The 25825-nt window shown below is 61.2% G+C and carries 25 protein-coding genes and 2 pseudogenes; 20 read left to right on the forward strand and 7 right to left on the reverse strand.

What is annotated here, in order from left to right; translation table 11 throughout:
- Positions 1-118: 118 nt before the first annotated feature.
- From ASU23_RS06140 to ASU23_RS06155, 4 genes and pseudogenes are all read left to right on the forward strand, one after another.
- Positions 119-1114 (forward strand): annotated as a pseudogene (locus ASU23_RS06140) (zinc-binding dehydrogenase); the annotation flags it as partial.
- Between the two features lie 114 nt (positions 1115-1228).
- A complete protein-coding gene (locus ASU23_RS06145) occupies positions 1229-1756 on the forward strand; it encodes an SRPBCC family protein (protein ID WP_058037542.1) in 528 nt (175 codons plus the stop codon).
- 51 nt (positions 1757-1807) lie between these two features.
- Positions 1808-2395, forward strand: a complete 588-nt coding sequence (locus ASU23_RS06150; RefSeq protein ID WP_007734655.1) for a TetR/AcrR family transcriptional regulator — start codon at positions 1808-1810, stop codon at positions 2393-2395.
- Complete coding sequence (locus ASU23_RS06155) at positions 2392-3162, forward strand: glucose 1-dehydrogenase (RefSeq protein ID WP_003945779.1); 771 nt, start codon at positions 2392-2394, stop codon at positions 3160-3162. Before ASU23_RS06150 ends, ASU23_RS06155 begins: the two co-directional genes overlap by 4 nt.
- Before the next feature lie 44 nt (positions 3163-3206).
- Here the strand turns inward: ASU23_RS06155 and ASU23_RS06160 are convergent, their stop codons facing one another.
- The gene (locus ASU23_RS06160; RefSeq protein WP_058037543.1) at positions 3207-3692 is read right to left on the reverse strand and encodes a hypothetical protein; all 486 of its coding nucleotides are present in this window, start codon (positions 3690-3692) and stop codon (positions 3207-3209) included.
- 385 nt (positions 3693-4077) lie between these two features.
- Here ASU23_RS06160 and ASU23_RS06165 point away from each other — a divergent pair, with 385 nt between their 5' ends.
- The 3 genes from ASU23_RS06165 to ASU23_RS06175 all read left to right on the forward strand — a co-directional run bounded on the left by ASU23_RS06165 (position 4078) and on the right by ASU23_RS06175 (position 8906).
- On the forward strand, positions 4078-4965 hold the full coding sequence (locus ASU23_RS06165) for a class I SAM-dependent methyltransferase (protein ID WP_047269285.1): 888 nt from the start codon (positions 4078-4080) through the stop codon (positions 4963-4965).
- A gap of 184 nt (positions 4966-5149) precedes the next feature.
- On the forward strand, positions 5150-6562 hold the full coding sequence (locus ASU23_RS06170) for a serine hydrolase (protein ID WP_058037544.1): 1413 nt from the start codon (positions 5150-5152) through the stop codon (positions 6560-6562).
- A gap of 1165 nt (positions 6563-7727) precedes the next feature.
- On the forward strand, positions 7728-8906 hold the full coding sequence (locus ASU23_RS06175) for a glutamate--cysteine ligase (protein ID WP_058037545.1): 1179 nt from the start codon (positions 7728-7730) through the stop codon (positions 8904-8906).
- Here the strand turns inward: ASU23_RS06175 and ASU23_RS34210 are convergent.
- Positions 8900-9055: a DUF6131 family protein gene (locus tag ASU23_RS34210; RefSeq protein WP_003945912.1), complete on the reverse strand. Its 156-nt coding sequence runs from the start codon at positions 9053-9055 to the stop codon at positions 8900-8902. The two genes, ASU23_RS06175 and ASU23_RS34210, sit on opposite strands and share 7 nt — an antisense overlap.
- Before the next feature lie 145 nt (positions 9056-9200).
- Here ASU23_RS34210 and ASU23_RS06185 point away from each other — a divergent pair, with 145 nt between their 5' ends.
- The 3 genes from ASU23_RS06185 (at position 9201) to ASU23_RS06195 (ending at position 11800) form a co-directional block, all read left to right on the forward strand.
- Positions 9201-9404: a hypothetical protein gene (locus tag ASU23_RS06185; RefSeq protein ID WP_003945456.1), complete on the forward strand. Its 204-nt coding sequence runs from the start codon at positions 9201-9203 to the stop codon at positions 9402-9404.
- 77 nt (positions 9405-9481) lie between these two features.
- A complete protein-coding gene (locus ASU23_RS06190; RefSeq protein ID WP_042452503.1) occupies positions 9482-10564 on the forward strand; it encodes a M48 family metallopeptidase in 1083 nt (360 codons plus the stop codon).
- A gap of 201 nt (positions 10565-10765) precedes the next feature.
- Complete coding sequence (locus tag ASU23_RS06195) at positions 10766-11800, forward strand: hypothetical protein (RefSeq protein WP_007734628.1); 1035 nt, start codon at positions 10766-10768, stop codon at positions 11798-11800.
- Positions 11801-11840: 40 nt separating this feature from the next.
- Here the strand turns inward: ASU23_RS06195 and ASU23_RS06200 are convergent, their stop codons facing one another.
- Positions 11841-13007 (reverse strand): MinD/ParA family protein, encoded by a 1167-nt coding sequence (locus ASU23_RS06200; RefSeq protein WP_003945525.1) that lies wholly within the window; start codon positions 13005-13007, stop codon positions 11841-11843.
- Positions 13008-13316: 309 nt separating this feature from the next.
- Positions 13317-14024, reverse strand: coding sequence for a collagen-binding protein (locus ASU23_RS06210; protein WP_058037547.1), 708 nt, complete (start codon positions 14022-14024; stop codon positions 13317-13319).
- 220 nt (positions 14025-14244) lie between these two features.
- Between ASU23_RS06210 and ASU23_RS06215 the strand changes: the two genes are divergently transcribed.
- From ASU23_RS06215 to ASU23_RS06230, 4 genes are all read left to right on the forward strand, one after another.
- Entirely contained in the window at positions 14245-14775 is a 531-nt protein-coding gene (locus ASU23_RS06215) for a hypothetical protein (RefSeq protein ID WP_058037548.1), read from the forward strand.
- Between the two features lie 108 nt (positions 14776-14883).
- Positions 14884-16314 carry a PepSY domain-containing protein gene (locus tag ASU23_RS06220; protein ID WP_058037549.1) on the forward strand — a complete coding sequence of 477 codons (1431 nt, stop codon included), beginning with the start codon at positions 14884-14886 and terminating at the stop codon, positions 16312-16314.
- Between the two features lie 25 nt (positions 16315-16339).
- The gene (locus ASU23_RS06225; protein ID WP_003945769.1) at positions 16340-16840 is read left to right on the forward strand and encodes a copper chaperone PCu(A)C; all 501 of its coding nucleotides are present in this window, start codon (positions 16340-16342) and stop codon (positions 16838-16840) included.
- Positions 16833-18050, forward strand: coding sequence for a Dyp-type peroxidase (locus ASU23_RS06230; RefSeq protein ID WP_058037550.1), 1218 nt, complete (start codon positions 16833-16835; stop codon positions 18048-18050). Before ASU23_RS06225 ends, ASU23_RS06230 begins: the two co-directional genes overlap by 8 nt.
- A gap of 80 nt (positions 18051-18130) precedes the next feature.
- Here ASU23_RS06230 and ASU23_RS06235 read toward each other — a convergent pair whose 3' ends face one another.
- Entirely contained in the window at positions 18131-19267 is a 1137-nt protein-coding gene (locus tag ASU23_RS06235) for a GIY-YIG nuclease family protein (RefSeq protein WP_047269279.1), read from the reverse strand.
- 45 nt (positions 19268-19312) lie between these two features.
- Entirely contained in the window at positions 19313-19900 is a 588-nt protein-coding gene (locus ASU23_RS06240) for a TetR/AcrR family transcriptional regulator (protein WP_223304676.1), read from the reverse strand.
- 178 nt (positions 19901-20078) lie between these two features.
- Here ASU23_RS06240 and ASU23_RS06245 point away from each other — a divergent pair, with 178 nt between their 5' ends.
- The 3 genes from ASU23_RS06245 (at position 20079) to ASU23_RS06255 (ending at position 23286) form a co-directional block, all read left to right on the forward strand.
- Positions 20079-21644 carry an LVIVD repeat-containing protein gene (locus ASU23_RS06245; protein ID WP_058037551.1) on the forward strand — a complete coding sequence of 522 codons (1566 nt, stop codon included), beginning with the start codon at positions 20079-20081 and terminating at the stop codon, positions 21642-21644.
- On the forward strand, positions 21641-22297 hold the full coding sequence (locus ASU23_RS06250) for a DUF305 domain-containing protein (RefSeq protein ID WP_007734614.1): 657 nt from the start codon (positions 21641-21643) through the stop codon (positions 22295-22297). Before ASU23_RS06245 ends, ASU23_RS06250 begins: the two co-directional genes overlap by 4 nt.
- Positions 22298-22362: 65 nt before the next feature.
- Complete coding sequence (locus ASU23_RS06255) at positions 22363-23286, forward strand: DUF2797 domain-containing protein (RefSeq protein WP_058037552.1); 924 nt, start codon at positions 22363-22365, stop codon at positions 23284-23286.
- A gap of 7 nt (positions 23287-23293) precedes the next feature.
- Here ASU23_RS06255 and ASU23_RS06260 read toward each other — a convergent pair whose 3' ends face one another.
- A complete protein-coding gene (locus tag ASU23_RS06260; protein WP_003945723.1) occupies positions 23294-23764 on the reverse strand; it encodes a hypothetical protein in 471 nt (156 codons plus the stop codon).
- 704 nt (positions 23765-24468) lie between these two features.
- Between ASU23_RS06260 and ASU23_RS34740 the strand changes: the two genes are divergently transcribed.
- The 3 genes and pseudogenes from ASU23_RS34740 to ASU23_RS34745 all read left to right on the forward strand — a co-directional run.
- The gene (locus ASU23_RS34740; protein WP_020906454.1) at positions 24469-24837 is read left to right on the forward strand and encodes a hypothetical protein; all 369 of its coding nucleotides are present in this window, start codon (positions 24469-24471) and stop codon (positions 24835-24837) included.
- A gap of 112 nt (positions 24838-24949) precedes the next feature.
- On the forward strand, positions 24950-25315 hold the full coding sequence (locus ASU23_RS06275; protein WP_047269305.1) for a pyridoxamine 5'-phosphate oxidase family protein: 366 nt from the start codon (positions 24950-24952) through the stop codon (positions 25313-25315).
- Between the two features lie 249 nt (positions 25316-25564).
- Positions 25565-25711, forward strand: a pseudogene (locus tag ASU23_RS34745) (HNH endonuclease); the annotation flags it as partial.
- Positions 25712-25825: the final 114 nt, after the last annotated feature.

Consider the following 25825-nt stretch of genomic DNA (forward strand, 5'->3'; position numbering starts at 1 on the left):
CGGCACTCGTACTGCAACTATCTCAGCCCTGCCGACTACGAAAACGCTCACACATCCGATAGCCTGCAGAAAGCCGCGTAATCACAAACCCCGTGTCCAGTTTCCGGGGTCAAGGCCCATCGTCGAAGAAGTCGGTTCGGAAGTCACGAATCTCGAGATAGGTGACCGCGTCGTGATTCCGTTCCAGATCTCGTGTGGCAACTGTTTCATGTGCGATTCGAGCCTCTACACACAGTGCGAGACGACGCAGGTCCGCGATCAGGGAACGGGCGCAGCATTGTTCGGCTTCTCCGAGCTCTACGGCTCGGTGCCCGGCGGGCAGGCTGAGTACCTCCGAGTACCGCAAGCACATTTCACACACATCAAAGTTCCCGAAGGTCCCGCGGATTCGCGATTCGTCTACCTCTCCGACGTGCTCCCCACCGCTTGGCAGTCGGTCGAATACGCCGACATTCCGCCGGGTGGGTCCGTGACAATCCTCGGCCTCGGACCGATCGGTGACATGGCGGCTCGTATCGCCCACCACAAGGGGTTTCGAGTAATCGGTGTGGACCGTGTACCCGAACGCCTTGCGCGCCTTGCCGAACGCGGTATCGAGACCCTCAACCTGGACGACTACGGCAGCAAGATCGGCGATGCCATCAGAGACGCGACAAACGGCCGCGGAACCGATTCGGTGATCGACGCTGTCGGTATGGAAGCGCACGGGTCTCCGATCGGAAAGCTCGCGCAGCAGTTCGTCGGACTCCTTCCCGATGCTCTTGCCGCGCCTGCGATGCGTAACGCAGGAATCGATCGCCTTGGCGCTGTCTATTCGGCCATCGACATCGTTCGGCGCGGCGGAACCATTTCTTTGATCGGTGTCTACGGCGGAATGGTTGATCCGCTGCCGCTGATGACCATGTTCGACAAGCAGATTCAGCTCAGGATGGGCCAGGCGAACGTCAAGAAGTGGGTAGAGGACATCATGCCCCTGCTCACTGACGACGACCCACTCGGCGTCGACACCTTTTCCACCCATCAGCTGCCGCTCGATGAGGCGCCACACGCCTACGAGATCTTCCAGAAGAAGCAGGAAGGCGCGGTCAAGATCCAACTGAAACCGCACCTGTAGTTCAACGCCGATCAGTTCGACGGTTCATCCGCCACGTCCGCATCTTGTTCGCGAAACCACCGATCGTCATACTCACACCTCACACACGCTCGACAGAAAGAACCTGAAACCGAAATGGCTCGCGAACTTACCGTCTCCGACAGCATCGTCGTCAGCTCCCACGCGCTTTCCCTCTACGAGGTCATCAGCGATCCCACTCGTATGGGTGCCTGGAGTCCCGAAAACATAGGCGCAACCTTGCGGGGAGACCGCGAAAGCGCTTTCCTGGGCATGGAGTTCGACGGGCACAACAAGCGTGGGCGCGCGCAGTGGACCACGCGATGCACAGTCACCGCTGCCGAGGCCGGGAAGCTCTTCGAATTCCGTGTTCACAAGATCGGCCTCGGTACTCCCCGGATCCCCGCCTCTATCGCAACCTGGCAGTACCGATTCTCGCCGGTGCCCGACGGAACCCGAGTTACCGAAACGTGGACCGACGACAGGCGCGGCTGGCCGGACTTCGCCGCCGACATGTTCGACAAAATTGCCACCGGAGGAAAGACCTTCGCCGACTTTCAGCGCGGCAACATCCGCAAGACGCTCCTGAACCTCAAGAACGCAGTTGAGCAGGAGGTTTCCGGAATCGAAGGTAACGTCGGCTGACCGGCCGACACCATTTGTGGCAGTTTCTGCCACTTTTGGTACAGTGCGGATATGGCAACAGCCCGCCGCACTGCACTACTTCTCCGCGTCTCGCAGAGTTGTGCTGCCGCTTTCGTCGAACGCGGCGACACTTCGACGACCATCGCGGAGCTCGCCGAGCGGGCAGAAATCTCCGAGCGAACGTTCTACCGTTGCTTCGCCACCAAAGAGGAGAGCATCTGGCCGATGCTCGACGAGGGAAACCGCAGTCTGGCCACGGCACTCAGCGCGCAAGCCCGCGAATTCGGGCTCGCAGCGGCTGTGAAGAATGCCTTTATCGCATCGGTCGGCGAGTCCTTCGAGCCGATGACCCGATCACTGATGCCCATCATCTTCGGTGATGCGGCACTCCGGAGAGTTTGGGAATCAGCAACTTTCGAGACGATGGAACTGATTCGCCCAGAAGTCGCACGCCTGATCGACCGTCCGGAAACCTCGCTCGACACCACAGCGGCTTCGGGCCAGGCAACACTTGCGGTAGTCGCCGCACTGCGTGAGATGGCAGACCTCCGGACGCCCGCACCCGAGGCCATCACCCGCGCGCTCGGGGCGTTCTCGAAGCCATATCTCGCAACACCAACAGGTAAGGAACAATCATGACTCAGGATCTCTCCGGAAAAATCGTTCTCGTCACCGGCGGCGCACGCGGCCTGGGCGAGGCGTTTGCCCGCGGCATCGTCGCGGGCAACGGCCGCGTCGTCATCGGCGACCTACTCGACGACGACGGTCGAGCAGTGGCCGAATCTCTCGGCGACGCAGCGCGTTACGTTCACCTCGACGTCACCGATCCAGCGTCTTGGAAGTCCGCCGCCGAGTACGCGGTATCCGAGTTCGGCGCGATCAACGGTTTGGTCAACAACGCCGGAATCTCGGCGTCCGGCCAGACAGTCGCCGAGGAACCACTCGAGACGTTCCAGCGCATCATCCAGATCAACCTGGTGTCCGTGCACACCGGTATCCACACGGTGGTGCCGTTCATGAAGGCAGCCGGCGGCGGATCCATCGTGAACATCTCCTCGGCCGCCGGCCTGATGGGCATGGCCCTGACCAGCGGTTACGGCGCAGCCAAGTGGGGCGTGCGTGGGCTGAGCAAGATCGCCGCCGTCGAACTCGGCCGCGACAAGATCCGGGTCAACTCGGTTCACCCCGGCATGGTCCTGACGCCCATGACTGCACCGACGGGTATCAGCCTCGAAGAGGGCGCATTCCCCAACAATCCGTATCGCCGTGTCGGTCGCCCGGAGGAGTTGGTCGGCGCGGTCACCTACCTGCTTTCCGACGATGCCTCGTACACAACGGGTTCCGAGATCGCCGTCGACGGCGGTTGGACTGCCGGCCCGTCGATCGAATACATCGCCGGCCAGTAAGGCAGGGATCCGTTCCCGCCCGAATCTGCGCATTCCGAACGCCCTCAGGTGAATACCAAACTCTCTCTGATTGCATTCGGAGAAGACAACTTTCGCAGTCGCTGCAGCGCCCGATGCAGGTTGAGTGACACCTCGTCTGTCGTACGGGCAAGCGACGTTGCGGTCGCCTTTGTATCGAGCCCGACGATCAGCCGCAACACCAGGACATCGCGTTCGACAACCGGGAGCGTTGTCGGAGGCGGGAGCGATCCACCGCTGAACCCGTCGGATGCCGCCCGAGCAATCGCGATGCTTGTACTCGCGTACAGCACGCGAAGAAAAGGCTGATACGTCTCCGATCCGTCGCACACTGCCGTGAGAACGGCGACGCACGCGGCATCCGCGGCGGAATCGGAAACCGCCTGATCAAGCTCGGCGCGGCACCGCAGCACAACCATCGGACGAAACGCCGCATACAAACTGGCCATGGACTCACGGCTACCGCGCCGCGCCGCGGCGGCCAATACATCCAGCGAGCCTTCCTGCAACATGGGCTTACATCTCTCTTTCTCGACGGGACATTCGTTGTGCGGTCCGAGAGATCAGCTCGAACCGAACGGTCCCACGAAGTAGTTTCCGGCGGATGGACATGGCACGATCAATCCCCTGCCCGAAGGATTCTCGAGGCTCTCTCTCAGCTCTGAGGCACACACCAGTGAAGTCCTGCATCCTTGCCGCTCACTGGCACTGACCTGGCAAATTCCTGGCAGGATGCTGATTCAAACCGAACGCCTTGCACTGCAGAATTTTTCGATCCAGTCAGCGTGTATTTGCTGATCCAAGTCCGACCGTTCCGTTCCAGGCGACGAGGGGTCACACGGGCGTATGGTCGAGAGAGTTCGGCTCAGTCGTCAAGAGCGGAAGGACACCCAGACAATGCGGAGCGATGGAGATACGTGGGACATCGTCAGTAGCGTCGGACTTACCGCGCTGGCAGTGGCAACGTTCCGGGCACTGGAGAGCACCCGTCCGGACGCGATCATCGAAGACAAGTTCGCATCGTGGTTCGTAGAAGCTGCAGCCGAGCCGCATTTCACAGCTCTTCTGAAAGATCCCACACTCCTCGAGGACACCCCCTTCGGCGGTTTCATGGGGTTGCGAACCAGGTTCTTCGACGAATTCTTCTCGTCGTCAACCGAATCCGGAGTAAGGCAGGCGGTAATCGTTGCAGCAGGGTTGGATTCGCGTGCGTACCGGCTGGATTGGAGCTCAGGATCGACGGTATTCGAAGTGGATCAGCCAAAGGTGCTGGAGTTCAAAGCCGAAGTGCTCGCGGCGCACGACGCCCAGCCGAAGACCGATAGACGCACTGTGCCTACTGATCTGCGAAACGACTGGCCGGCCGCACTCGAGGAGGCTGGTTTCGACCCGAACGAACCCACAGCCTGGTCGGCGGAAGGCCTGCTCGCCTATCTCCCCGGCCCGGCCCACGACGCCCTGTTCGAGCGGATCGACGAACTCTCGGCCACCGGTAGTCGCTTGGCGGTGAACGACTTTCCGGCCGGAACCGACCCGAGCAAGCTTGCGGCCATCAGATCCAAGTACTTCGCCAAGGACCCGTTCGGAGACCTGGACATTTCGCAACTGTTCTACAGCGACAAGCGATCCGATCCGGGCCAGTGGTTGGCTGAACACAATTGGACTGTCCGACGCTTCAGCTCGGTCGAGTTGGCAGAACTGTACGATCGTCGGATCCCCGAACTCCCCGAAGAAATCGCAGCGCTGTCAACGCAACCGTCCTTTTTGGCCGCGACCAAGAACTAGCTCTCGCAGTCATCACGAAAGTTCTTCGAGTGCAGCCTTTCTCCCATTTGTCCAGCGGCAAGGCGCGTGTCACCACTACAAGTGGTTGACGGTACTCCAGGATGAAGCGATTCAGTACCTCAGGCTGAGTATGTCTACACCTTAGACGGACGCGCGCCGAAGAAGATGCTGATGAAATAAGTCCATGAATCTCGAACACACACGCAGGAAAGGCCGCCCGCTCGCGCTGGTAGCACTTGCCTCCGCAGCGGTATTCGCCCTCGCCGCATGTACTTCCGGGACTGATTCCGCACAAACCTCTGAAAACAGCACAAAGACCTCCCCCACCGCGGCACCCGCTACGGTCACGATCCCTGACAGCTCCGTCGGCAAGCAGATCACCTGGCTTCTCAGTGCGTTCAACACGAGCACGCCGTTGACCCAGGAAGAAATCGCCGAACACTTCGGGCCCACTGCACCCGTAATCCTGACACCTCCGGACTTCGACTCCATCCGAGCCGGACAGCCTTGGACAACAGTGAACTACAGGGGAGGCGACTCCGACGGCACAGTTTCCATCACCAGCACCACCGGCGGTGCGTTCGACGTCAACGTCGTCGTCGACGTCGACGGCAACGGGCTGATCCTCGGAATGGCGATCACACCGACCAAGGACGTTCATGTGCCGGCCGCATCTTGGCAAGAACTCGAGGCAGCTGTCAAAGCGCTTCCCGCGCCGACCAATCTGACCGTCACCGAGGTCACCGAAGGAAAGAACGCCGAAGTCTTCAATGTCGGCGACACCTCACCACAGCCCACAGGGTCAACGATCAAGCTGTACGTTCTCGGCGCGGTCGCGACGGCCGTCCAGAACGGGACACTCTCCTGGGATCAGAAGCTCACCATCACCGACGACCTCAAATCGATGCCCGGCGGGACCATGCAGGACCTGCCATCGGGAACTGAAGTCACGGTCCGAGATACCGCCGGCAAGATGATCTCGATCAGCGACAACACCGCCACCGACATGCTGATCGCCGCTGTCGGGCGCGAGCAGGTAGAAGCCGAATTCGCCCCGATGGGCATGGCAAATCCTTCGCTCAACATCCCGCTCAAGCCGACCCGCGCACTGTTCCAACTCGGCTGGGGTGACCAAGGCGCACAACGTATCGCTTGGCGCGACGGAACTCCGGACGAGCGTCGAGCGATACTCGCGGCACTACCTGACGGCCTGGTGGACATCCCGGCGTCTGCATTCACCACCCCCGCATGGCCTTTCGACATCGATTGGTTCGCCTCGCCCGCCGACCTGCGTGCCGCGTTGGTCACGTTGCAAGAGAAGGCGAAGACCGAGAGCGGCGCACCGGTTCGAGACATTCTCGCCGAGGATCCGGCGCTCAGTGACGAGTCCGCGAAATGGTTCACTTACGGCGGATTCAAGGGCGGCAGTTCCATCGGGGTCCTCGCGGGTGCCTATTACGTGGAACAAGACGATCGTGCCTGGGTTGTCACCATGCAAACTCATGGTGACGACGCTGCACTGGTTGCCGACCCGGCTCTGTACTTCGATCCGGTCGACGACGCGATGCTCTTGATCCAGACGGATGCAACCAGTTAGTGCCCAGTGGCGGGCCGAAACCACGCACGCCGATTCATTGCCTTCGCCGATGAAGGCGCCGGATACAGAGAAGCCGCTGCACATCCAGTGTCATCCGGATGCACAGCGGCTTCGCTAAGTCTTAGCCCGTGGGGGTCTCGGTCTCGTCCGACGAGAATCCGTCGAAGAATGCGATGACCTTCTGAAGAAGTGCCGCGATGTCGAAATCTTCCAAGCTACCCATTGCGTTCGTCCTTTCGTTTAACACTGAGGATGAAACGTGCATCTTGCAATTTCCAATGTAAAGCATGAAAAGCATTATTTCTCGACCGCGCGACACTTCGGTCGCAAATACGCCACTCAGCAAGATATGGGCAAATCACCGGAAATAACAGCTCCCACCCGCAATATTTCAGTCTTCTGCAACCCGCTGAATTCCCCAATTAGCAAGTGGGTAAATCTTGAGAAAAATTTCCCGGCGCGTCGATCACGAAAGATATTCCTGGTGAAACTCTCAATCCAAGAACACAAAGACAGAGGAAGCTCCGACACAGCTGACACGCAGTTTTGCCCGCCTTCAAGAGTCGTCATCCACGCACATAGTGGACATTCGTCTGCGATAACGAACCGGTAGCAACACAATCCCAGGCACTTTCTCCCATCTTCTGACTTTTACCCATGACCACTGAAGATTTGCGCTGGTGAAACGCAATACCAGTTCGAAAGTTCCACAACTTCTCCGGATGCTGTGCACGCGATTAACTGATCAAATATCTGTTGACTCACCGAACCCACACACTCCGCCAGAACGCCACATCCGAATGCTGGACGTTAGTTTAGATGGGTTCGCATTCTCGGAATCTGCTCGATAACGGCGGCCCCACGGATAAAGCCGAGACTGCACCACCGCAGGCCGCCAGGTCATGATCCGCGACTCGGCGAAGGGCGTGCGGACAAGTCCACACGAGGGTGAAATAGGGGGTGAGACATGCCTTGGGGTCTCGTTTTACCGAGTCCGACACAGTACGTTTTCCCAGGCACGCCAGTCCCCAGATTCATACGGTGTGCAAGGACTCGTTGACGCTTCCGAGATGTTGGCAAGGCCGACCACAGGCCCCGTTCTCCCGACGAGAACGGGGCTTCCTCGGGTCGGTTTCCGCCTTCGACCGACCGGGTAGACGCGAGCATGGGCGCCACCTGCTCGACCGAATCCACCGCTGGCCGCCACGAATCGACGACCCCGACTGTCGGCGTCGAAGAAGAATTCATCCTCGTCGACCCGACCTCCTGGTTGCCGTCCACCGACAATGTTGCGGTTGCGGAAACCGCGTCGACACTGGGGTTGGATCTTCAGCTCGAGTTGTCCCGCTGCCAAGTCGAGACCAACTCTCCCGTGTGCCATGGCATCGACGAACTCCGAACCCACTTGATCGACATGCGTCGGCTCGCGGCAAAAGCTGCCGAGTTGAACGGCTGCAGGCTGTTGGCCGTCGGCGCACCGCTTTCGGGGCCTTCGCGTTTCGAGATCAGCGACTCGCCTCGCTACCGCCGGATGGGCGAACGCTTCGGCGCCCTCGCTGCCGAACAAAGCATCTGCGGTTGCCACATCCATGTGGGCGTCGCTGATCAAGTACAGGCCGTGCAGGTCTGCAATCACGTGCGCATCTGGTTGCCCGCCTTGTTGGCACTGAGCGCCAATTCCCGTGTCCACCAAGGAGTCGACACCGACTTCGCGAGTTGGCGGGCGATCCAATGGTCCAGGTGGCCAGTCGCCGGGCCGCCGCCGTACTTCGAGACCACCGGGGACTTCGACACCGCGGTTGCGAAGATGGTGGATTGCGGCGTGATGCTCGACAAGCGGATGGCCTACTGGGATATCCGACCTTCCTGCCACCTACCGACCGTCGAGATCCGAGTCTGCGACGTTCAACCGACAGCAGAGGATGCAGCGCTACTTGCAACCCTTGGACGAGCTCTGGTGGCAACTGCGTTACGCGCGATAGACCGGGGCATCGAGGCTCCGAACATTTCCCTCGAGAGCCTCCGCCTCGCAACCTGGGTGTCCGCGAAGGAAGGCGTCCTGGGAGCGTCGATCGATCCGATTACCTCACAAAGAATTTCAGCCACGGAACTGTTGCACCGGCTCCTGATCCATGTCCGTGACTCCCTCGACGAGGGAGGCGAGTACTCGAGCGTGGAGTCGGCGCTGCAGCTCAAGTCAGTCACAGGCAACGGCAGCGACTGGCAACAGCGAACGCTGCGCCAGGTCTGCCTTCGGGAACTGATTGCGCGTGCCGTTCAGCGCACCGTACCGACCGCGCCGACTGGCACGGATACGCACGACGAGCCGACAACGGATCAGTAGTAATGCCGCCGACCACCGATGGCGTGCCCGGCCGCGCCCAGCGCGTACAGGATGATTCCGATCACCAGCAAGACGACACCAATCGTCCACAGGATCGGAATGTTCACCACGAAACCGATTATCAGCAGGATCACGCCGAGGATGATCATCACAAGCTCCTTCAGTGCGTTCACTCGGGCGGATACGCCCGCCTCGAGCCGCATACACCGTGGATACCCGTCGGCAGAGCGTTTCATACCCACTCTGACCGGGTATTTCGCTGGGCACCATAATATTTGAGGAATCGAGCCCGCCATGATGAGAATTGTGACTCTGATCGTTCTGATCTGGCTGATAGTCGGGGCCGTCGCGGCCGGCCAACGCGGCTACTACAGCAGTTCGCCGACCAACTGCGCCGGCGTCGGGACCATCGCGCTCACGGTCATCGCGGGTCCGCTGAACTACTTCGGCGTGAACCCCAAAGTCACCGATTGCACGCTCCCCCAGCCCACCGAGTGAGCTGCCGGAAGTCCACGCTAAACCGACTAGTCGTTACCCTGGAGGTGAGTCGACACACATCGAAGTGAGGGGCCACCATGACCACTGCACCAGATCGCACCCGAATCGAGTTCCCGGACATCAGCTCGCGTGCGTGGGAACACCCAGCCGATCGGGCTGCATTGGTGACGCTCCGGACGCTTCGGGGGTTCGACACTGTCCTACGGACACTGTCCGGACTGCTCCAAGAACGTCAGCACCGCCTCATGTACCTGGCCACGTCGGTGCGAGTCGACGAACGCCAGTTCAGCGACCTGAACGACCTGCGCCGTGACTGCGTCGACATCCTGCAGGCCGACGAGACACCCGAGCTGTTCGTACTCCAGACCCCGATGGTCAACGCCTTCACCATCGGCATGGACAAGCCGTTCATGGTGGTCACTACCGGCCTATTGGACGTGATGAACTACGAGGAACAGCGGTTCATCATCGGCCACGAACTTGGCCACGCGCTGTCCGGTCATGCTGTGTATCGGACCATCCTGATGCATTTGATGCGACTGGCCGGAACCATCGGATGGCTGCCCGTCGGCGGATGGGCATTGCGCGCGATCATCGCCGCCCTCATGGAATGGCAGCGCAAGTCAGAACTGTCCGGTGATCGTGCCGGACTGTTGTGCGGGCAGGACGTACACACCGCGATTCGCGTCCAGATGAAATTGGCGGGCGGATCCCGAGTCAGTGAAATCGACATCGACGCGTTTCTTGCCCAGGCCGCCGAGTACGACGCCAGCGGCGACCTCCGCGACGGTGTACTCAAGCTCCTCAACATCGAACTGCTCTCTCACCCGTTCTCGGTGCTTCGCGCCGCCGAGCTCAAGAAGTGGGTGGACAGCGGAGACTACGCCGCGATTCTGCGCGGAAACTACCCCCGTCGCGGCGATGACGACGGAGCGAAGATCAGCGACGAGTTCAAGAATGCAGCCAAGACCTACAAGCAGAACTTCGACGAGTCGGAGGACCCTTTGATCCGCATGGTGCGCGACATCGGTAGCGGATTGGGCGGTGCGGTGGGCGCCGTGGGGAATGGCGTCGGCGATGTAGCGTCGGACATCAAAGAACGATTCACCCACTGGCGCAAGAGTTCCGACAGGTCGAAGGGCACTGACGACGCCGAGTAAGCAGAATCGGGACCTGCCGCCGAAGGCAGTCGGCGGCAGGTCCCGGGCTCTTGGCGTGAAGGTGATGCAGGCTTCCCTCTGCACCACCCTCACGTTCACAGACAGTACCAGCAGTCGAACAAACGTGCGAACTGAAAGCGGTCGTGTCGAATCACCGGTTGTCGGGTACGCGGCATAGGACCACTACAGAAGGGAGCCGACATGCATGCTGGGCGACTGAAGAAGGTCGGTTCGAGTGACGGCCCGTTTGCCTCCGTGTACTTCGAAGACGTCCGTAACCGGGAAGATGCGCGCGAGCGCTTCGAACTCGAATGGCGCTCGATGCGCAATCAACTCACGAAACAGGGAGCATCGGAATCGCTGATCGCACGACTGGACGAGGTGAAGGACAACCATCACGGCATCTCAGGTCGCGCCGGACGCGCGATCGTCGCCACTTCCGAGGCAGTACTGATCGACGATATTCTGCTCGAACCTGCCGGCTCCACTATCGCGACCTTGGGCGAACTGCCCTACCTGATTCCACTGATCGCACACGGATACGACACCGAACCGTTCCTCATCGCCAAGGTCGACCACACCGGCGCGGACCTGTGCGTGCGCGATGCTCGCGGGCGTGACGTGTACGGCGAAACGGTAGACGGAGACGGCTTCCCGGTCCACAAGGCACACGTGGGCGGTCAGGAGCGATACACCGACAGCCAAAGCCTCGTGGAGGAGAATATCCGGAAGAACCTGACTCAGGCTGTGGAGCGCGCGGCGGCGCTCGCCCGTGAACACAAGGTCGCGCTGGTAGTTGTCATCGGAGAAGTACAATCCCGCAAAGCTTTTGCACAGCTTTTGCCGTCGACGCTACGGGTGGTGGACGTCGAAAAGGGTTCGCGTTCAGTCGGTTCGACACCCGCCGAGGTGTCCAAGTCGATTCGTGAACTGATCGACACGCAGCGACTGCGCAGAATGGATGTGGAAACCGAACGCTACGTCGCCGAGCAGGGCCGGGACTCCGGCCTCTCCATCGACGGGACCGCACGCGTCCTCGACGCCCTCGAACAGGGCAAGGTCGAGACGCTGCTGCTCACCGATCCTGACGACAAGGAAGTCACCAGTGGAGAGTTGATCGGGCCCGCCGATCGCGTACTCCCCTACATCGCAATCGGGACCGGCACCGAGTTGGTACAGATCGACGAACGCCTCGTTCTCGCCGACGGATACGGCGCGATACTTCGACACCCTTGAACGCCAGAGCCTGCTGATCAGATTCGGTGGCGAGCACGTTCTATCGAGAAGCGTGCTTGCCCACCGAGTCCGGGAAACCATCGGCAATTGCTGCGACGAGTTCCAGATATGCCCGTGCCGTGCGCTTGTTCAACAACTTCAAGTCGATCGGACCGCCTTCGCCCAGGTGATCGTCGTAGGGCAACGTCTTGACCGCTCGCACTCCACGCTGAGCGAAAACGTCCTCGAGTTGATCGAGGTCGAGCGAAGACGAACCCGGCCGCGTCGAATTGATCGCCACGACCGACCTGCTCACCAGATCTGCGTATCCGTGCTTGGTCAGCCAACTGAGCGTTGCTGCAGCACTACGGGCACCATCCTGAGCTGTCGGGCTGACGACAACCAAAGCATCTGCTTCGTCGAGAATTCCGTACATGGCCGAGTGCATGATTCCGGTGCCACAGTCGGTGATGACGATGTTGTAGTGCACCTCGAGAATTCGGAGAGTATCGAGGTAGTCCTGCTCGTTGAACGACTCCGAAGTTTCCGGATCTGCCTCACTCGCAAGGATTTCGAGTCGGCTGTCGCCTTGCGAGGTGTAGTAACGAACATCGCTGTACGTACGAATGTCACCGTCGGCCAACAGATCACGAACGGTCAGGTGATGTTCACGTCGTTCGCGATCAGCCAGAGTCCCCAGGTCGGGATTGGCGTCGATGGCTACGATTCGATCCCCACGGATCGATGCGAACGTCGAACCGACAGTTTTGGCCGCCGTGGTTTTCCCCACTCCACCCTTGAGTGAGATGAAAGCAATCTTGTACACGCCGCGCACCGTTCGGTTGGCACGGCGCACGAGAGCCTGGTGTTCGAGTTCGGCAGCCGACTGCCCAGTGTTGATCCGGCCCCCGGTGAGTTTGAACAACACACTGCCCAAACCGCGTTCAGGTGGACGCTTCGCCCGCTTGATGATGTCCAGGTCGTCGACGGAGGTCATAGGCCTGGGCGTCGAGGTCCGAAAATCAGTCGGCTCTTCACGACGTTGCTGGCGCATCCGCTGACTGGGCAACGGTTTTGCTGCAGGCTCGTCGAATTGTGGTGTGAAGGTGACGGTTCGAATCGACGTTGCATAGCCGTCGTCGGACGCGTCGAAATGGCCGTCGCCCTGAGTCGTTCCGGAGTTGTTCCCCAGGACTCCGTTATTCGAACCGTTGTTATCGCTGCGCACCGTTTTCCTAGGTCGAGTTCGGAATCATTTCGGACATAGCCTCTCGGACGCTATCACTCTGGCGGGCTTGCCGTTCTCTGCTCAATACCGTCGTGGCACAACAGACCGTTACACCCGCACTTCGATGACTTTGGTCCCCACGCCTGTGCCGATCTCAGCAAATACGAACGTCGTAACGATATGCGGCACAGATATCTTCATCTGCCGCCAGAAACAGCCTTCCGCAATGTCAGGGCAAATCCCTTGGTAACAAACGAGAAAAGGGAGGGTGATCGCCTCGGCGATCACCCTCCCCTTATGGACAAGTGTTCAGCTGCTGCAGAATTCCGAACTACCGAGACTTCCGAAAATCGTCGACAGATCCACACTCCCGAACGAACTGCCCGTATCGCAGCCGTCGGCAGTGAGCGCGAAGTCGACACCGGTGACGTCATTCGTGCTCAGATTCACCGGAATTGCTGCTGGATCGGCACCGCATCCGCTGCCGGGAACCACTTCTACGGAATAGCCGTCCTTGGCCGGCTTGTACTGAAAGAAGTAGTCACCGGAATCATCCGTCGTTGTCGTCGCGATTTGCGTGCCGGCATCGAGGAGATTCAACGTCACGTCAGACGCGCCGACCCCGTCGGCACCCGGACACCCGGTGACAGTTCCGACGATGCTGAACACCTTCACCAACTCGAAGTCGATCCCGGTCGCGTCGGACGTCGTCAGATCTACCGCCGTCCTGTCGGGTACGGATCCGCATCCAGCCGGCGAGTATGGACTGACCGTGTAATTGCCCGGAGGAACGTTCGTGATCGTGTATGCGCCACCCACCCCGACAGTGGCCGAGGATATCTGCGTCGAGCCATCCCATACGACCATCCATATCCCGACCGGATCGCCAGTGTCGCTACACGAGTTGACAAGGGTGCCCGACACGGAGCGTGTGACCGGGTCCGCCGAGGCCACCGAAGACAGGAAGAGACCGAACGCACCCATCAGGGCGAATATCGCAAAGAATCGACGCCTCATGAAACTCTCCTATGTGTTTGCCCTGCCGTCGACCCGTTGCCGGCGACCAGAGCCAAGTCTGGCACCGGAAAATGACCGTCACGTTTGTTTCACCCGGTCCTCGGCAAAGTTTGGCGAATCGGACAAATCCCCCACCTAACGCGTTCGTCGGTCGGCCACCGAAACGATCCCGACCGATCACCTACTAAGCCCGGTAGTAGGCGCCTGTATCCTTTCGCGTATGACGCCGGGTCCGAAAGATGTCGCGCAGCTGCGCGGCGCTTTCGTGGGCGGCACCTCCGGCGCGGTTTCCGTCGCAGCCCACGCGCTCGGTGGTGGCGGCATCGCCCCGTCCGAAAGCGCTGTCGTGTTGCTGATCCTCGCCTGCGCGAGCGTCGGCGCGGTGGTCACGTCCATCGACACCCGTCGCTCCCCCGCGCTCTTGCTCGCCCTCATGCTCGCTGCGGGTCAGGCCATCGGTCACGCGACATTGACCATCGCTTCGGATCATCAACACGGCCTGCTCCTGTCGCTTCCGATGCTCGCAGCGCACATCGCTGCCGTCGGAGTGTGCGCAGTGCTGATCCGCGGCGCAGAACGCGGATACCTCGTGGCCGCATCGACGGTAGCGGCAATCGTCGCCGTTCTATTGCGCCCGTGGGCAGCTGAACCGTCACCGTTCGCTGCACGTACTCGATACCGCGCCAAAGTTGTTCTACGTCAACTTCTCACCTCTGGCCTGGGCACTCGCGGCCCACCGGCATTCGTGTAACTCACCTCCCCTTTCCTTTCACGCACGTGATTACGTGCGCCACTTTGCTGTGCGCCTTTATTAACCGCCCGCGGTTAACAAAGGCGCACAGCGGGATCGAGTACACGCATGTCCGCACCCGAATTGGAGCGCGCACAGACGCGCGCGTCCAACGACAGTTCTCCGCCGAAGAAGCAGGTTGGCGGCGCCAGACCACTGATCCTGCGTCTGCACTTCTACGCCGGCGTCCTGATCGGACCGTTCATCCTCATCGCCGCTTTGAGCGGTGGTCTCTACGCGATGGCACCCACCATCGAGAAGTTCGCTTACAGCGACTACCTCCAGACCGACACCACCGGACAGATCGCGTCACTGAACGATCAGATCCGTTCCGCTCAGCAGTACCGCCCCGACTTGACCGTCTCGGCAGTACGTCCGTCCCCTGCTGCCGGCGAAACCACCCGAGTCCTGTTCACCGATCCGTCACTGGGCGAATCGGAGAGGCTCGCCGTCTTCGTCGATCCGGTGCTCGCACAGCCGGTCGGCGAGTTGGCGGTCTACGGAAGCAGTGGTTCGCTGCCACTGCGAACCTGGATCTCCCAACTGCATCGCCACCTTCATCTGGGCGAACCCGGCCGCCTCTACAGCGAATTGGCCGCGTCGTGGATGTGGGTGGTCGCACTCGGCGGTGTCTACCTCTGGTTCCGTCGATACCGCACCGCCCGGAACGCTCGACTGCTCACGATCGACCGAGCATCCACCGGACGAAGCCGGACCCTGAACTGGCACGGTGTCGTCGGCATCTGGATAGCAGTTGCATTGGTCTTCCTCTCGGCGACCGGCCTCACGTGGTCGACCTACGCCGGAGAGAACGTCAGCAATCTGAGAACCGCGTTGAGTTGGACGACGCCCTCAGTTGTGAAAACTCTCGGCGACGCTCCCCCTCCGGCGACAGGCGGGCACGAGGGTCACGACATGGCCCCCGCCGCCACCGGCACGCTGACGGACACCAACGTCGGACGCGTCGACACCGTCCTCGGTATCGCCAGGTACAACGGGATCACCGGTCCCGTCGAAGTATCGATACCCGCGAACGCCGAGACGGCGTTCACCGTCGCCCAGACACGTCAGCCCTGGGTGTACAGCAACAACACCATCGCAATCGACGGAGCGACGCAAAAGGTCACCGACGAGTTGTGGTTCTCGGATTGGCCACTCGCAGCCAAACTTTCGGCCTGGGGAATCCAACTCCACATGGGCCTGCTGTTCGGTCTTGCCAACCAGATCGCACTCGCCGCACTGGCACTCGCACTGGTCAGCGTGGTCATTCGGGGCTACATCATGTGGTGGCGCCGACGCCCCACTCGTGGCTCCGACTGGGCAGCCGGCCGGGTTCCTGCCCGCGGAAGAATCCGCAACCTCTCCCCGGTCGGCCTCGTTGCGCTCGTCGCGATCACGGCGTTGGTCGGTTGGTTCGTTCCGCTACTCGGCATCAGCCTTCTCGCATTCCTGCTGATCGACCTGTGCCTTGCGGCGTTCAAACGCCGTGCCACCACCTGACACTTCACGAATTACGGAGACACACATGACTGTTCGCACAAAGATATTCGCAGCTGTTGCACTGTCCGCAGCTCTCGCCCTGACCGGCTGTTCTTCCAACTCCGACAAGGAAACCGAAGCTGCACAATCCATCACAGTTCAGGATCAATGGGTCAAGGCCGCGCCGGAAGGAATGAGCGCGGCGTTCGCCGAACTCGTCAACTCCAGTGACAAGGACGTACGCGTGGTCTCGGCCACCAGCCCCGCGTCGTCTCGACTCGAGCTGCACGAAGTCGTGACCGGCGACGGCGGAACGATGACGATGCGTCCCAAGGACGGCGGTTTCCTGGTCCCTGCCAACGGATCCGCCTCCCTCACCCCGGGCGGTGACCACCTCATGTTCATGGACCTGTCCGCGCCGCTGCTCCCGGGCGCAGAAACCGACCTCACCTTGATCTACGACGACGGTTCCAGCACCACGTTCACAGCCCAGATTCGCGACTTCTCCGGTAATCAGGAGAACTACGACCCGAATCACGGTGGCTGAGAACACGAACCCGCCCAGCCGAGCACTCAGCCGGCGGCGCCTTCTCGGAGGAGGCGCCGCCGCGCTCGGCGTGGCGGGAATAACCTGGGGCGCAACTACAGTGGTCGAGCGCAGCGAACACGAGCAGCAAGCAGGCAAGCTGGTGGAACCGTTCTACGGAGTCCACCAAGCCGGCATCGACACCACGCCGCAAGCGCACGGCACCTTCATCGGGTTCGACCTATTGCCTGGAACCGATCGAGCAGTCGTCGTCGGAATCATGAAGATGTGGTCCGAGGATGCGTCACGGCTCACCGCGGGCACCCCGGCGTTGGCGGACACCGAACGGGAACTGGCTGTGGATCCGGCACGCTTGACAGTGACCGTCGGCTACGGCCCTGGCCTGTTCACCAAGCTGGGATTGCAAGCACGTCAACCGGACTGGTTCGAGCCGTTGCCGAGCTACGCGATCGACCGACTTGACGATCGATGGGGCGGATCGGACCTGTTGCTGCAGATTTGTGGCGACGATCCGGTGACCATTGCTCATGCTGTGCGAGTTCTGACCAAGAACGTCCGATCACTGACAACCATCCGGTGGACGCAAAAGGGATTCCGCAACGCTCGCGGCACCACGCCTGAGGGAACCACGATGCGCAATCTCATGGGCCAAGTGGACGGGACCGTCAATCCTGCTCCGGGAACAGTGGATTTCGATTCACTGATCTGGCACGACGGCGCGGGTCAGTCGTGGCTGGCGGGCGGAACCTCGTTGGTACTGCGACGCATTCGCATGGAAATGGATACCTGGGACGAACTCGACCGTTCGGGGCGCGAACTCACGATGGGGCGCACGTTGTCCAATGGCGCTCCGCTCAACGGAACCAACGAATTCGACGAAGCGGATTTCACACTCACGGACAAGTTCGGCATTCCGGTGATCCCGCCAGGATCGCACATCGCGCGAGCCCACCAGACGCATGAGAAGGAGCAGTTCTTCCGTCGGGCATACAACTACGACGACGCACCCGAGAGCGGGCAGACCTCGAATTCGGGATTGATCTTCGCAGCATTCCAACGGGACATCGCCGAGCAATATCTACCGGTCCAACAGCGATTGAGTGACTTCGACGCACTCAACGAGTGGACGACGCCGATCGGTTCTGCGGTGTATCTCATTCCGCCGGGATGCACCGAGAACGACTATCTGGGAAGCGGATTGCTCGGCTGACAACCCCGGGCAACGATATTGTGGGGGCTGGATCCGAACGGATCCCGCCCCCACAATTCCTTCTACCTGAAGTTGTTGCGTTACTTGGACTTACGAGGTCCCGGCATGACCGCACCTGGACGGGCGGTAGTCAACCTCGTGACCCAACCACTGACGGGCCACTTCTTCAGGCCGACGTTGTGCGGGGTGACCTCGGTTCCGACGTACTTGGCAGCAAGCTCGTCGTCGACGGTTCCGTTGAACCGCCACAGTTGGCTTCCGTCGGCGTTGCGCGTGGACACCTCCCACGACTGAGCACGGAAGGCACCACGAATGATGCTGTCGGCAAACACCAGAACGGGGATTCCGATCTCGGCACGAACGGCCGCACCGGCAGACCACTCGGCGCGCGCGAGTTCGTAGATCTCTTCCGGCGTTGCTCCCGGACGGGCGGAGGCCGGTACGTGGAGGACGATGCTCGGCGTCGGGAGTTCCGGCGCGGGATCAGCCGAGTAGCGCAATGCGAGTTCCTCGACGCGGGTCGCTCGGGCGTCCTTGTCCGAGGTATCGCCTGCGAGATTGGTCAGACCCTCTCCCGCGTCGGTGATCCGCAAGGCTTCCACGATGCCGCGGACGACCTCGTCGGTAGTGGCGGCCGAATCCGTGGCGGCAGAGACCGAGCGGAGGAGTACGAAGTGCTCCACCGCCGAACCTGCGTCGTAGATCTCGCGGATCCGAGCGATCTTGGCTGCCGTCACAGCAGCATTCGACTCGGCCGGAGCGTCCGCTCCTTCGAGGTTCGCGAGTTCACCGAGCGCTTCGAACACCGGCGCGAATACTTGATTTCCCGTGCCGTGCCCGACATGGAACACCTGGTCGTTACGCGGGTCACGCAAAGCAAAGACATACTGCCCCAGCCTCTTCCCGACCTTCTCGGAGAACGGCTGCGGAGCCGGCTTCCTGACGACGACCTCGGTGGACAGAGTGCGCATCACGGCCAGACGCAGTGCGTCTGGCACGCTGGTGGAACCGGCAGCACCGGAAAAGATTGCCGCCGAAGCAGCGCTGATCGAGGTGAACGTGCGGCCGACTTGCTTCTCGAGAGAGGCAGAGACCGTACCGACCGCAGTCAGTTTTGCATCGAGGGTGCCGTCACCCTCGACAAGGAACTCCTTGATCAACGGAGCAACGAGCAAGGTGGAGCCGATAGCGCGAGGAACTGTCCAGACAATAGCCATGCCACGAGCCTAGGCGATCACCTCGAGGCGCGAGGCGAACGCGACTCAGCCCGCCGCTGCCGGCCCGGCCAGTCCCTGCACAAGTAGGTTCCAGGCCGAGTGCGCGACTTCTTTTCGCGAGCTCTCGGCAGTCCGTTCCATGATCGCGGCGAACATCGCGATCGCCAGAATCACGTCCTCAGCAGTCACGGACTCGCGTATCTTCCCAGCTCGACGCGCCTCCTCGAGGCGTCCTTCGAGGAGATCGGTCAGGCGGGTGCCTGCCGAATTCAGTCGTGAGTCGCCGAAGGAGACGGGCTTGATGACCTCCACGAACACGATGGAGGTGGTGATCTGGTCTACCAACAATCGAAAAAGATCGTCGAGAGTCGAATCCGGATCGGCAGCCATATCTTGCAGCTCGACGATGTTCTCGTCGAACACCGCGAGTGCGAGGCTTTCGCGAGTGGGAAAGTGCCGGTAGAGGCTGCCCTGACCGACGCCGGCCGTGCGGGCGATCAGGCTGAGCGGAGCAGCAAAACCCTGAGTGGCGAACACCTCACGAGCTGCTGAGACGAGTGCCGCACGATTGCGCGCCGCATCTCTCGGCCCTCTGTTGAGAGATCCGCTATTGACGCGGCCAGACGATGTCACGCACACTACGATACCAACCGGACAGCATTGTCCGGTTGGTTGCGGCCCGACACCGGTTCACACCCCGACCCGATCGTCGTGAGCGCTCGAACACGCGCCTGCCCTCCGTGCTGCCTGTCCGTGAGATACGTCTGCCCGTGAGATACGAAAGGCAATCCCGCACCGGGAGTTGGACTCGATGAAATCGTTCACGACCATCAGAACCAGATCTGCCATCGCACTCGTCGCCTTGATCACCGTGCTTCCCGTGTGCGTCGCGTCGGCTGAGCCCGCCACTGCCCCGGGCTCGATCCACGAGAACCCGGGTGTCGCTTCCACCGCCGCAAGCCGCGCCGAATGCGGCCCGGGATCGATGCCCGAGACCGGGTTGCAGGGTGATGTTCCGGCCGAGGACCGAAACAGCGGACGCAGCCGAGACGGCTACAGCTGCAACATGTCTCAGATCGGCGGCTACTCGGGTCGCGGCGGCGGGATCACGTCCACCAACTTCGAACACTGCTCGTACGTCGGCAGTTTCTTCCCCGGGAACCTCCTGGGCCCCGCACAGGGCGTCCAAGTTCTCGACGTATCGGATCCTGCCAATCCCGCTCTCACCGCCACGCTGACCGAACCCGCGATGATGGCCGGAACGTGGGAGAGCCTCAAGGTCAACACCGCGCGAAAGCTGCTGGTGGGCACGGGCGTTCCGCTCTTGACCGGCGTCGGCCTGATGTCGGTCTACGACATCTCCGATTGCGCGCACCCGAAACTACTCAACCCCGGACCAGGAACCGATCTGGGGATGCTGCTGCCCATCACCAATCACGAGGGAGGATTTTCACCGGACGGGAACACCTACTGGTCTTCCGGCACCGCTCCCGGCGTGGTGAGCGCCGTCGATCTCACCGATCCCGCCAACCCACGCGTCGTCTGGCAGGACCTCATCGGGTTGTCGACGCACGGCTTCGGAATCAGTCCCGACGGAAATCGCATGTACTTGTCGAACAATCTCGGCGGAATACATGTCCTCGACATCAGTGAGGTTCAGCGCCGCGTCCCGAATCCTCGGGTGCGCCAACTGTCCCAGCTCTCGTGGACCGACGGGTGGGCCACCCAACACAGCATTCCGGTCACCTACGACGGTTCGCCGTACCTGTTCACCGTCGACGAAGGTGGTTCCGGCGGAGTCAAATTGATCGACGTCTCCGATGACGACGAACCGTCGGTCGTCAATTCAGTGAAGCTCGAAATCAATCTGCCGGAGAATCAAGACGCTGCGCTGGCGTCTGCTGCCGGCGGATCGCTGTTCGCGTACGAATCTCACTACTGTTCGGCAGATCGCCCGGTCGACCCGACGGCGCTGGCATGTGGATGGATCTCGAGCGGGATTCGGGTCTTCGATGTTCGAGATCCCTTCGACGTCCACGAAATTGCGTACTTCAACCCACCTGCTCGGACCGGCGGCAATCTCGAACTCGCCAACTCGCCACACGCTCTCGCGTCGCTCATCGGGGTACCCGTTCTCAGCACCCCGGCAATCGCGCAGTCGATCGCGCAGGGCCAGTTCGACCCCGGCCAAGCACTGAGTTCGCGGTCGGGCATGGTCGCTCTCGGCGACATCTCGACCGATTGGTGCTTCTCCCCGCCCGAATGGCGCGGGACCACGTTGTGGGCGACGTGCGCCGACAACGGCTTTGTTGCCATGCAACTCGAAAACGGTGTCTACACACCACCGGCTGACCAGAAGACGACCGTGGGATCATGACGGCACCGCGAGCGGTCAAAGCCGTCGCACTCGTGGCTGCAGCACTGATGCTGCTCGTACTCGGCGCAGCACTACGTCCGCTGTTCGCACCCGAGAACCACACGCAGAGAGCTGTTCTGAGCGAAACCGAAATCGGATTCGTGCACGACATGGCGGCCCACCATCAACAGGCCCTCTTCATTCTCGCGCGTCTGAGTCCCGATGTGGACCCGGCGGTGACGAGACTGGCCCAGCAGATCGACGATGTTCAACGAACGGAAATCGGTGTCATGCTCGGTTGGCTGAGGTTGGCCGGTGTCCCGCCGAACAGTAGAACGCCGATGGCGTGGATGGAGGCGTCGCCGAGCGGCGCGGGCGACTCTCGTCATCACCCGGCAACGCTGGACACCGAGACCGACTCCATGCCGGGTATGGCTACGACCGAAGAACTCGAGAAACTGAGCAGCGCTCGCGGGCTCGACGCCGAGGTCCTTTTCCTTCAACTGATGGAACGCCACCACCGTGGCGGGATCGCCATGGCGCAGGCCGCCGACGCCCTACTCGAGAGCGGGCCGGTGAAACAGTCCGCCCGCGACATGATCAACACCCAGAGTCAGGAATCCGGGCTGATGACGCTGATGCTCGAACAACGTGGGGCACAACCACTGCACTGACCCGCATGTGCAGTGACTACCATAGGTGTCGACCTGCGAACTACAGAAGGAATCGACACTTCATCATGACCCTGCTTGTTCGCGGAATCGATTGGTCGAACCCGACAGCACCGCGGATCCGATGCGTCGACGACACCACTGCTGCTACGACCTTCTTCACTCACGACTCGGTGCTGCGATTCTCCGTCGACGAGACGAAGGGCCGCCGCTGCCTCGGCTGGCGAGATCTCACCGCCGAAGGTCCAGGACACTCGCCGTGCGACCGCGGGGCGACGGTCACCGCAGGACGCCAATGCGACCGATGCCGAAATCGTGAGGGGTTCACCACGGTTCATCAGGCACACGTCAGCGGCGCGCACATTCATCCGAATGTGCGTACCTACCTCGCACAACCACAATGGCTCTACGTCGACGTATTCGCCGGCGGCCAGATGAAGGTGGGGACGGCGTCCGAGTTCCGCAAGCATCCGCGAGTCGCCGAACAAGGGGCAGTCTGCGCATTGTTCGTAGCGCGGTCGACGGACGGTTACAGCATTCGCGCCCTCGAAGCCCGAGTTTCGGAGCACTTCCACTTGAGCCAGGCAATACGTACGTCTCGGAAGATCGAAGCGTTGACAGGTCCCTTGGATCGAGAGAAACTACGAAAGTCGTTGCACCACTTCGTATCGTCGATCAAAGACGAGCTGAATGACATCGGATCGGACATCGACGGAATCGAGATCCTGGAGGCTCCCGAAGAATGGACGGCGCCGGCGTGCGCTGACGTGGTCTTCGATGCGGCACCGTTGATCGCGTATCCGCACACTTTCGAGTCCGGGGAACATTCCTTGTATCTGGAGGGCCTTGCCGGTTCGATCGCCTCGCTGCGGATCGACCCCGATCCTGAATCGCCACGCTTCGTCGCGGATGTGTCCGGACTGGTCGGTCGAACCATCACCGTCGGCGAGTTCGAGTCCCCTGGCGTGGCGATTCAGGAATCGTTGTTCTGAAAGTAGGTCAGCAACTTCCCGCGGTCGCTGCGGCGAATCCGCGAGTGACCTCGGCCTGCTCGTCGGCAGACAGGCTCGACCATTCGGGATAAGCCTGGATGGAGGTCAGCATGTCGTTTGCCAATGATTCACGCGTCATGCCCATTTCCTCTCCGGACTCGTCGATGGCCGGCTGGTATGCGTCGAGGTACCGGAGAACGTCGGAGCACGCCTGCGCGTAGGTCCGTGGCAGCGCCGAACTCACATTCGGGTCGGACGGGACCTCAGCCGGAGCACTCGAGTCGACCGAAGGGGTCTCGGTAGGTATTTCCGACGACGTCGCCGGAGCCTCGGATGACGTCGTCGACGTCGCCGTGGTGGTCGCCGAAGCAGAGGAAGTGAGTGTTCCGACCTCGGTCGGCTTGTCTCCGTCAGAACCGCAGGCAACCAGCGCCACCAGCGAGCAGGCACCGATGAACCCGGTGATCGTTTTCTTCATCCCTCAAGGATGCCAGAGGGCCACTGGCGCTCGAACGGACCGGCGTCGCCCGTCAGCGCCAATTGCCCGAGCATCCTGCCGAATCCGAGCGCCTCGCCCTCCCGACTGCGGGATTGGACTGTATGCCCCGTTCGCGAACCCATGCTACGGTGACTTAACTGCAAAATAACTACGGGTGGGATTGTCCGGTCTGCCGCGTTCATCCGGAACGCTCCGATCGGAAATAGTTCGTCTATAAGGGGCTGGAACGAGTGGGACTTTTTCGTCGACGAGGTTCCCGCGAGGAAGACGACGATCGCGGGCAAAACCTCGATCGCAGCGACCCCGGGTACGCCGCCTGGTTCGCGAACGTCGCCGACGCGGGTGGTCAGCCGATTCCGTACAAGCGACCGCTGACCGCACCGGTGTATCCGCAACTCCAGCTGCCGGCCCCGGACTACGAGACGGATACGAGACGGCCACTCAACGCACCCGCCGGAGACGGCTGGCTACCCGCAGACCGCATCGACGAATTCGAGTCGTCGAATGGCCGCCCATCTGCACCGAACGGAACGAGCCCACAAATCTCACAAACTGAAAAGTTGCCGCCCGACCCACTCCCGACGCCGCAACCAACGATTCCACCTCGAAATGTACCGATGACTTCACCACCGAAGCATCACCTGGAGTCGCCCCGCGCGACTCGGCCCTACCAAGGAGAAGCAATGAGCAACATCGACAAGATCCTCGGCGAATTGATGCGCATCGACGGTGCCAGCGGTGCAGCCGTCGTCGACGCCGACAGCGGAATGGTTCTCGGCATGAGCGGCAACCCGTCATTCAGCCTCGAGTACGCCGGCGCAGGCAACTCCGAGGTTGTGCGAGCAAAGCTCCGCACGATGAGTAACTTGGGGATTACCGACACCCTGGAAGACATCCTGATCACCCTGAGCAACCAGTACCACCTCATTCGCGTCCTCGAGACGCCCGGACTGTCGACGCTGTTCGTGTACCTCGTTTTGGACCGTGCGCGTGCGAACCTGGCGCTGGCCCGCCACAAGCTGGGCGAACAGACCCCCAAGATCGAGATCTGACGCTTCCACTCCCTTCCCGACAATGCCCGGTCCTCGCCAACGGCGAGGGCCGGGCATTGTTCGTTCCGAACACTCGATTGGTGAACCTCGCGCCGGCGCCGATACTGGGACCGTGACTATCGCGGATGCTCCTTGCGTGTGGTTGACCACCCTCCGAAGCGACGGCTCGCCGCACACGACTCCGGTCTGGTTCTTACTGCATCAGAACACATTCTGGATACCGAGCGCTGAGCAGAATCGTAAGGTTCGGAACCTGCTGGACGATCCTCGGGTCTCGTTGGCAGTCGACGGATCCGCTGGCGACCCGTGGGTCGCACAGGGCCTCGCGACAATTCATCACGACGTCGGCGAATTCGTCGACCTCCTGAGACTTTTCGGCGAGAAGTACGACGGCTGGGATGCCGCAGACGAAACTCGTGACGGTCCGCGGGTCCTCGTCTCGGTCCCGGTGACTCGATGGTTCCTTCGACCAGACTGACAGACAGTGCCGGTTAGGCCCGAATTGTCGTGAATGACATACTTGTAGTTCATCTCTCGCAGAAATGGACTCTCACACATGGCACGCACGGCACATCACAGGCGCGGCATCACCGGCGTCACCATCGGCATTGCTGCCGTGATCGTGCTGGGAGGTTGCGCCAATTCCAACGCCGACGCGCCCGAAACATCTTCTCTCGGTTCGGGAATCGGATCCGGTGTCACCACGACGGTCGTGACCGAAGCCTCGGCTCCTTCGTCCGCCGCAATTGAACTGCTGGCACAGATCCCCGTCAAGGGACGCGCACCCAAGACCGGATACGACCGCGCGCTGTTCGGTACCGCCTGGACCGACGACGTCACCGTCGAATTCGGCCACAACGGCTGCGATACACGCATTATCTGCACGCAGTTTTGACATATCTCAAAACCTCGCTGGTAGGGGCTCCATCGTTCGATGTCGACGGTGTGAGTTATGTGAGTGACGATGGTCAGGTCGTGTGACGGTCGA

This window comes from Rhodococcus sp. KB6 (assembly GCF_001445685.1).
GTDB classification, from domain to species: domain Bacteria; phylum Actinomycetota; class Actinomycetes; order Mycobacteriales; family Mycobacteriaceae; genus Rhodococcus_F; species Rhodococcus_F qingshengii.

What these genes read in the sequence shown, in the direction of transcription:
- ASU23_RS06190 (WP_042452503.1), top strand. Translation starts at nt 9,482, where the DNA reads ATGACCACTGCACCAGATCGCACCCGAATCGAGTTCCCGGACATCAGC.
- ASU23_RS06150 (WP_007734655.1), top strand. Translation starts at nt 1,808, where the DNA reads ATGGCAACAGCCCGCCGCACTGCACTACTTCTCCGCGTCTCGCAGAGT.
- ASU23_RS06220 (WP_058037549.1), top strand. Translation starts at nt 14,884, where the DNA reads ATGTCCGCACCCGAATTGGAGCGCGCACAGACGCGCGCGTCCAACGAC.
- ASU23_RS06255 (WP_058037552.1), top strand. Translation starts at nt 22,363, where the DNA reads ATGACCCTGCTTGTTCGCGGAATCGATTGGTCGAACCCGACAGCACCG.
- ASU23_RS06160 (WP_058037543.1), bottom strand. Translation starts at nt 3,692, where the DNA reads ATGTTGCAGGAAGGCTCGCTGGATGTATTGGCCGCCGCGGCGCGGCGC.
- ASU23_RS06175 (WP_058037545.1), top strand. Translation starts at nt 7,728, where the DNA reads ATGGGCGCCACCTGCTCGACCGAATCCACCGCTGGCCGCCACGAATCG.
- ASU23_RS06165 (WP_047269285.1), top strand. Translation starts at nt 4,078, where the DNA reads ATGCGGAGCGATGGAGATACGTGGGACATCGTCAGTAGCGTCGGACTT.
- ASU23_RS06245 (WP_058037551.1), top strand. Translation starts at nt 20,079, where the DNA reads ATGAAATCGTTCACGACCATCAGAACCAGATCTGCCATCGCACTCGTC.
- ASU23_RS06195 (WP_007734628.1), top strand. Translation starts at nt 10,766, where the DNA reads ATGCATGCTGGGCGACTGAAGAAGGTCGGTTCGAGTGACGGCCCGTTT.
- ASU23_RS06210 (WP_058037547.1), bottom strand. Translation starts at nt 14,024, where the DNA reads ATGAGGCGTCGATTCTTTGCGATATTCGCCCTGATGGGTGCGTTCGGT.
- ASU23_RS06250 (WP_007734614.1), top strand. Translation starts at nt 21,641, where the DNA reads ATGACGGCACCGCGAGCGGTCAAAGCCGTCGCACTCGTGGCTGCAGCA.
- ASU23_RS34740 (WP_020906454.1), top strand. Translation starts at nt 24,469, where the DNA reads ATGAGCAACATCGACAAGATCCTCGGCGAATTGATGCGCATCGACGGT.
- ASU23_RS06260 (WP_003945723.1), bottom strand. Translation starts at nt 23,764, where the DNA reads ATGAAGAAAACGATCACCGGGTTCATCGGTGCCTGCTCGCTGGTGGCG.
- ASU23_RS06170 (WP_058037544.1), top strand. Translation starts at nt 5,150, where the DNA reads ATGAATCTCGAACACACACGCAGGAAAGGCCGCCCGCTCGCGCTGGTA.
- ASU23_RS06145 (WP_058037542.1), top strand. Translation starts at nt 1,229, where the DNA reads ATGGCTCGCGAACTTACCGTCTCCGACAGCATCGTCGTCAGCTCCCAC.
- ASU23_RS06235 (WP_047269279.1), bottom strand. Translation starts at nt 19,267, where the DNA reads ATGGCTATTGTCTGGACAGTTCCTCGCGCTATCGGCTCCACCTTGCTC.
- ASU23_RS06185 (WP_003945456.1), top strand. Translation starts at nt 9,201, where the DNA reads ATGATGAGAATTGTGACTCTGATCGTTCTGATCTGGCTGATAGTCGGG.
- ASU23_RS06225 (WP_003945769.1), top strand. Translation starts at nt 16,340, where the DNA reads ATGACTGTTCGCACAAAGATATTCGCAGCTGTTGCACTGTCCGCAGCT.
- ASU23_RS06155 (WP_003945779.1), top strand. Translation starts at nt 2,392, where the DNA reads ATGACTCAGGATCTCTCCGGAAAAATCGTTCTCGTCACCGGCGGCGCA.
- ASU23_RS34210 (WP_003945912.1), bottom strand. Translation starts at nt 9,055, where the DNA reads ATGATCATCCTCGGCGTGATCCTGCTGATAATCGGTTTCGTGGTGAAC.
- ASU23_RS06215 (WP_058037548.1), top strand. Translation starts at nt 14,245, where the DNA reads ATGACGCCGGGTCCGAAAGATGTCGCGCAGCTGCGCGGCGCTTTCGTG.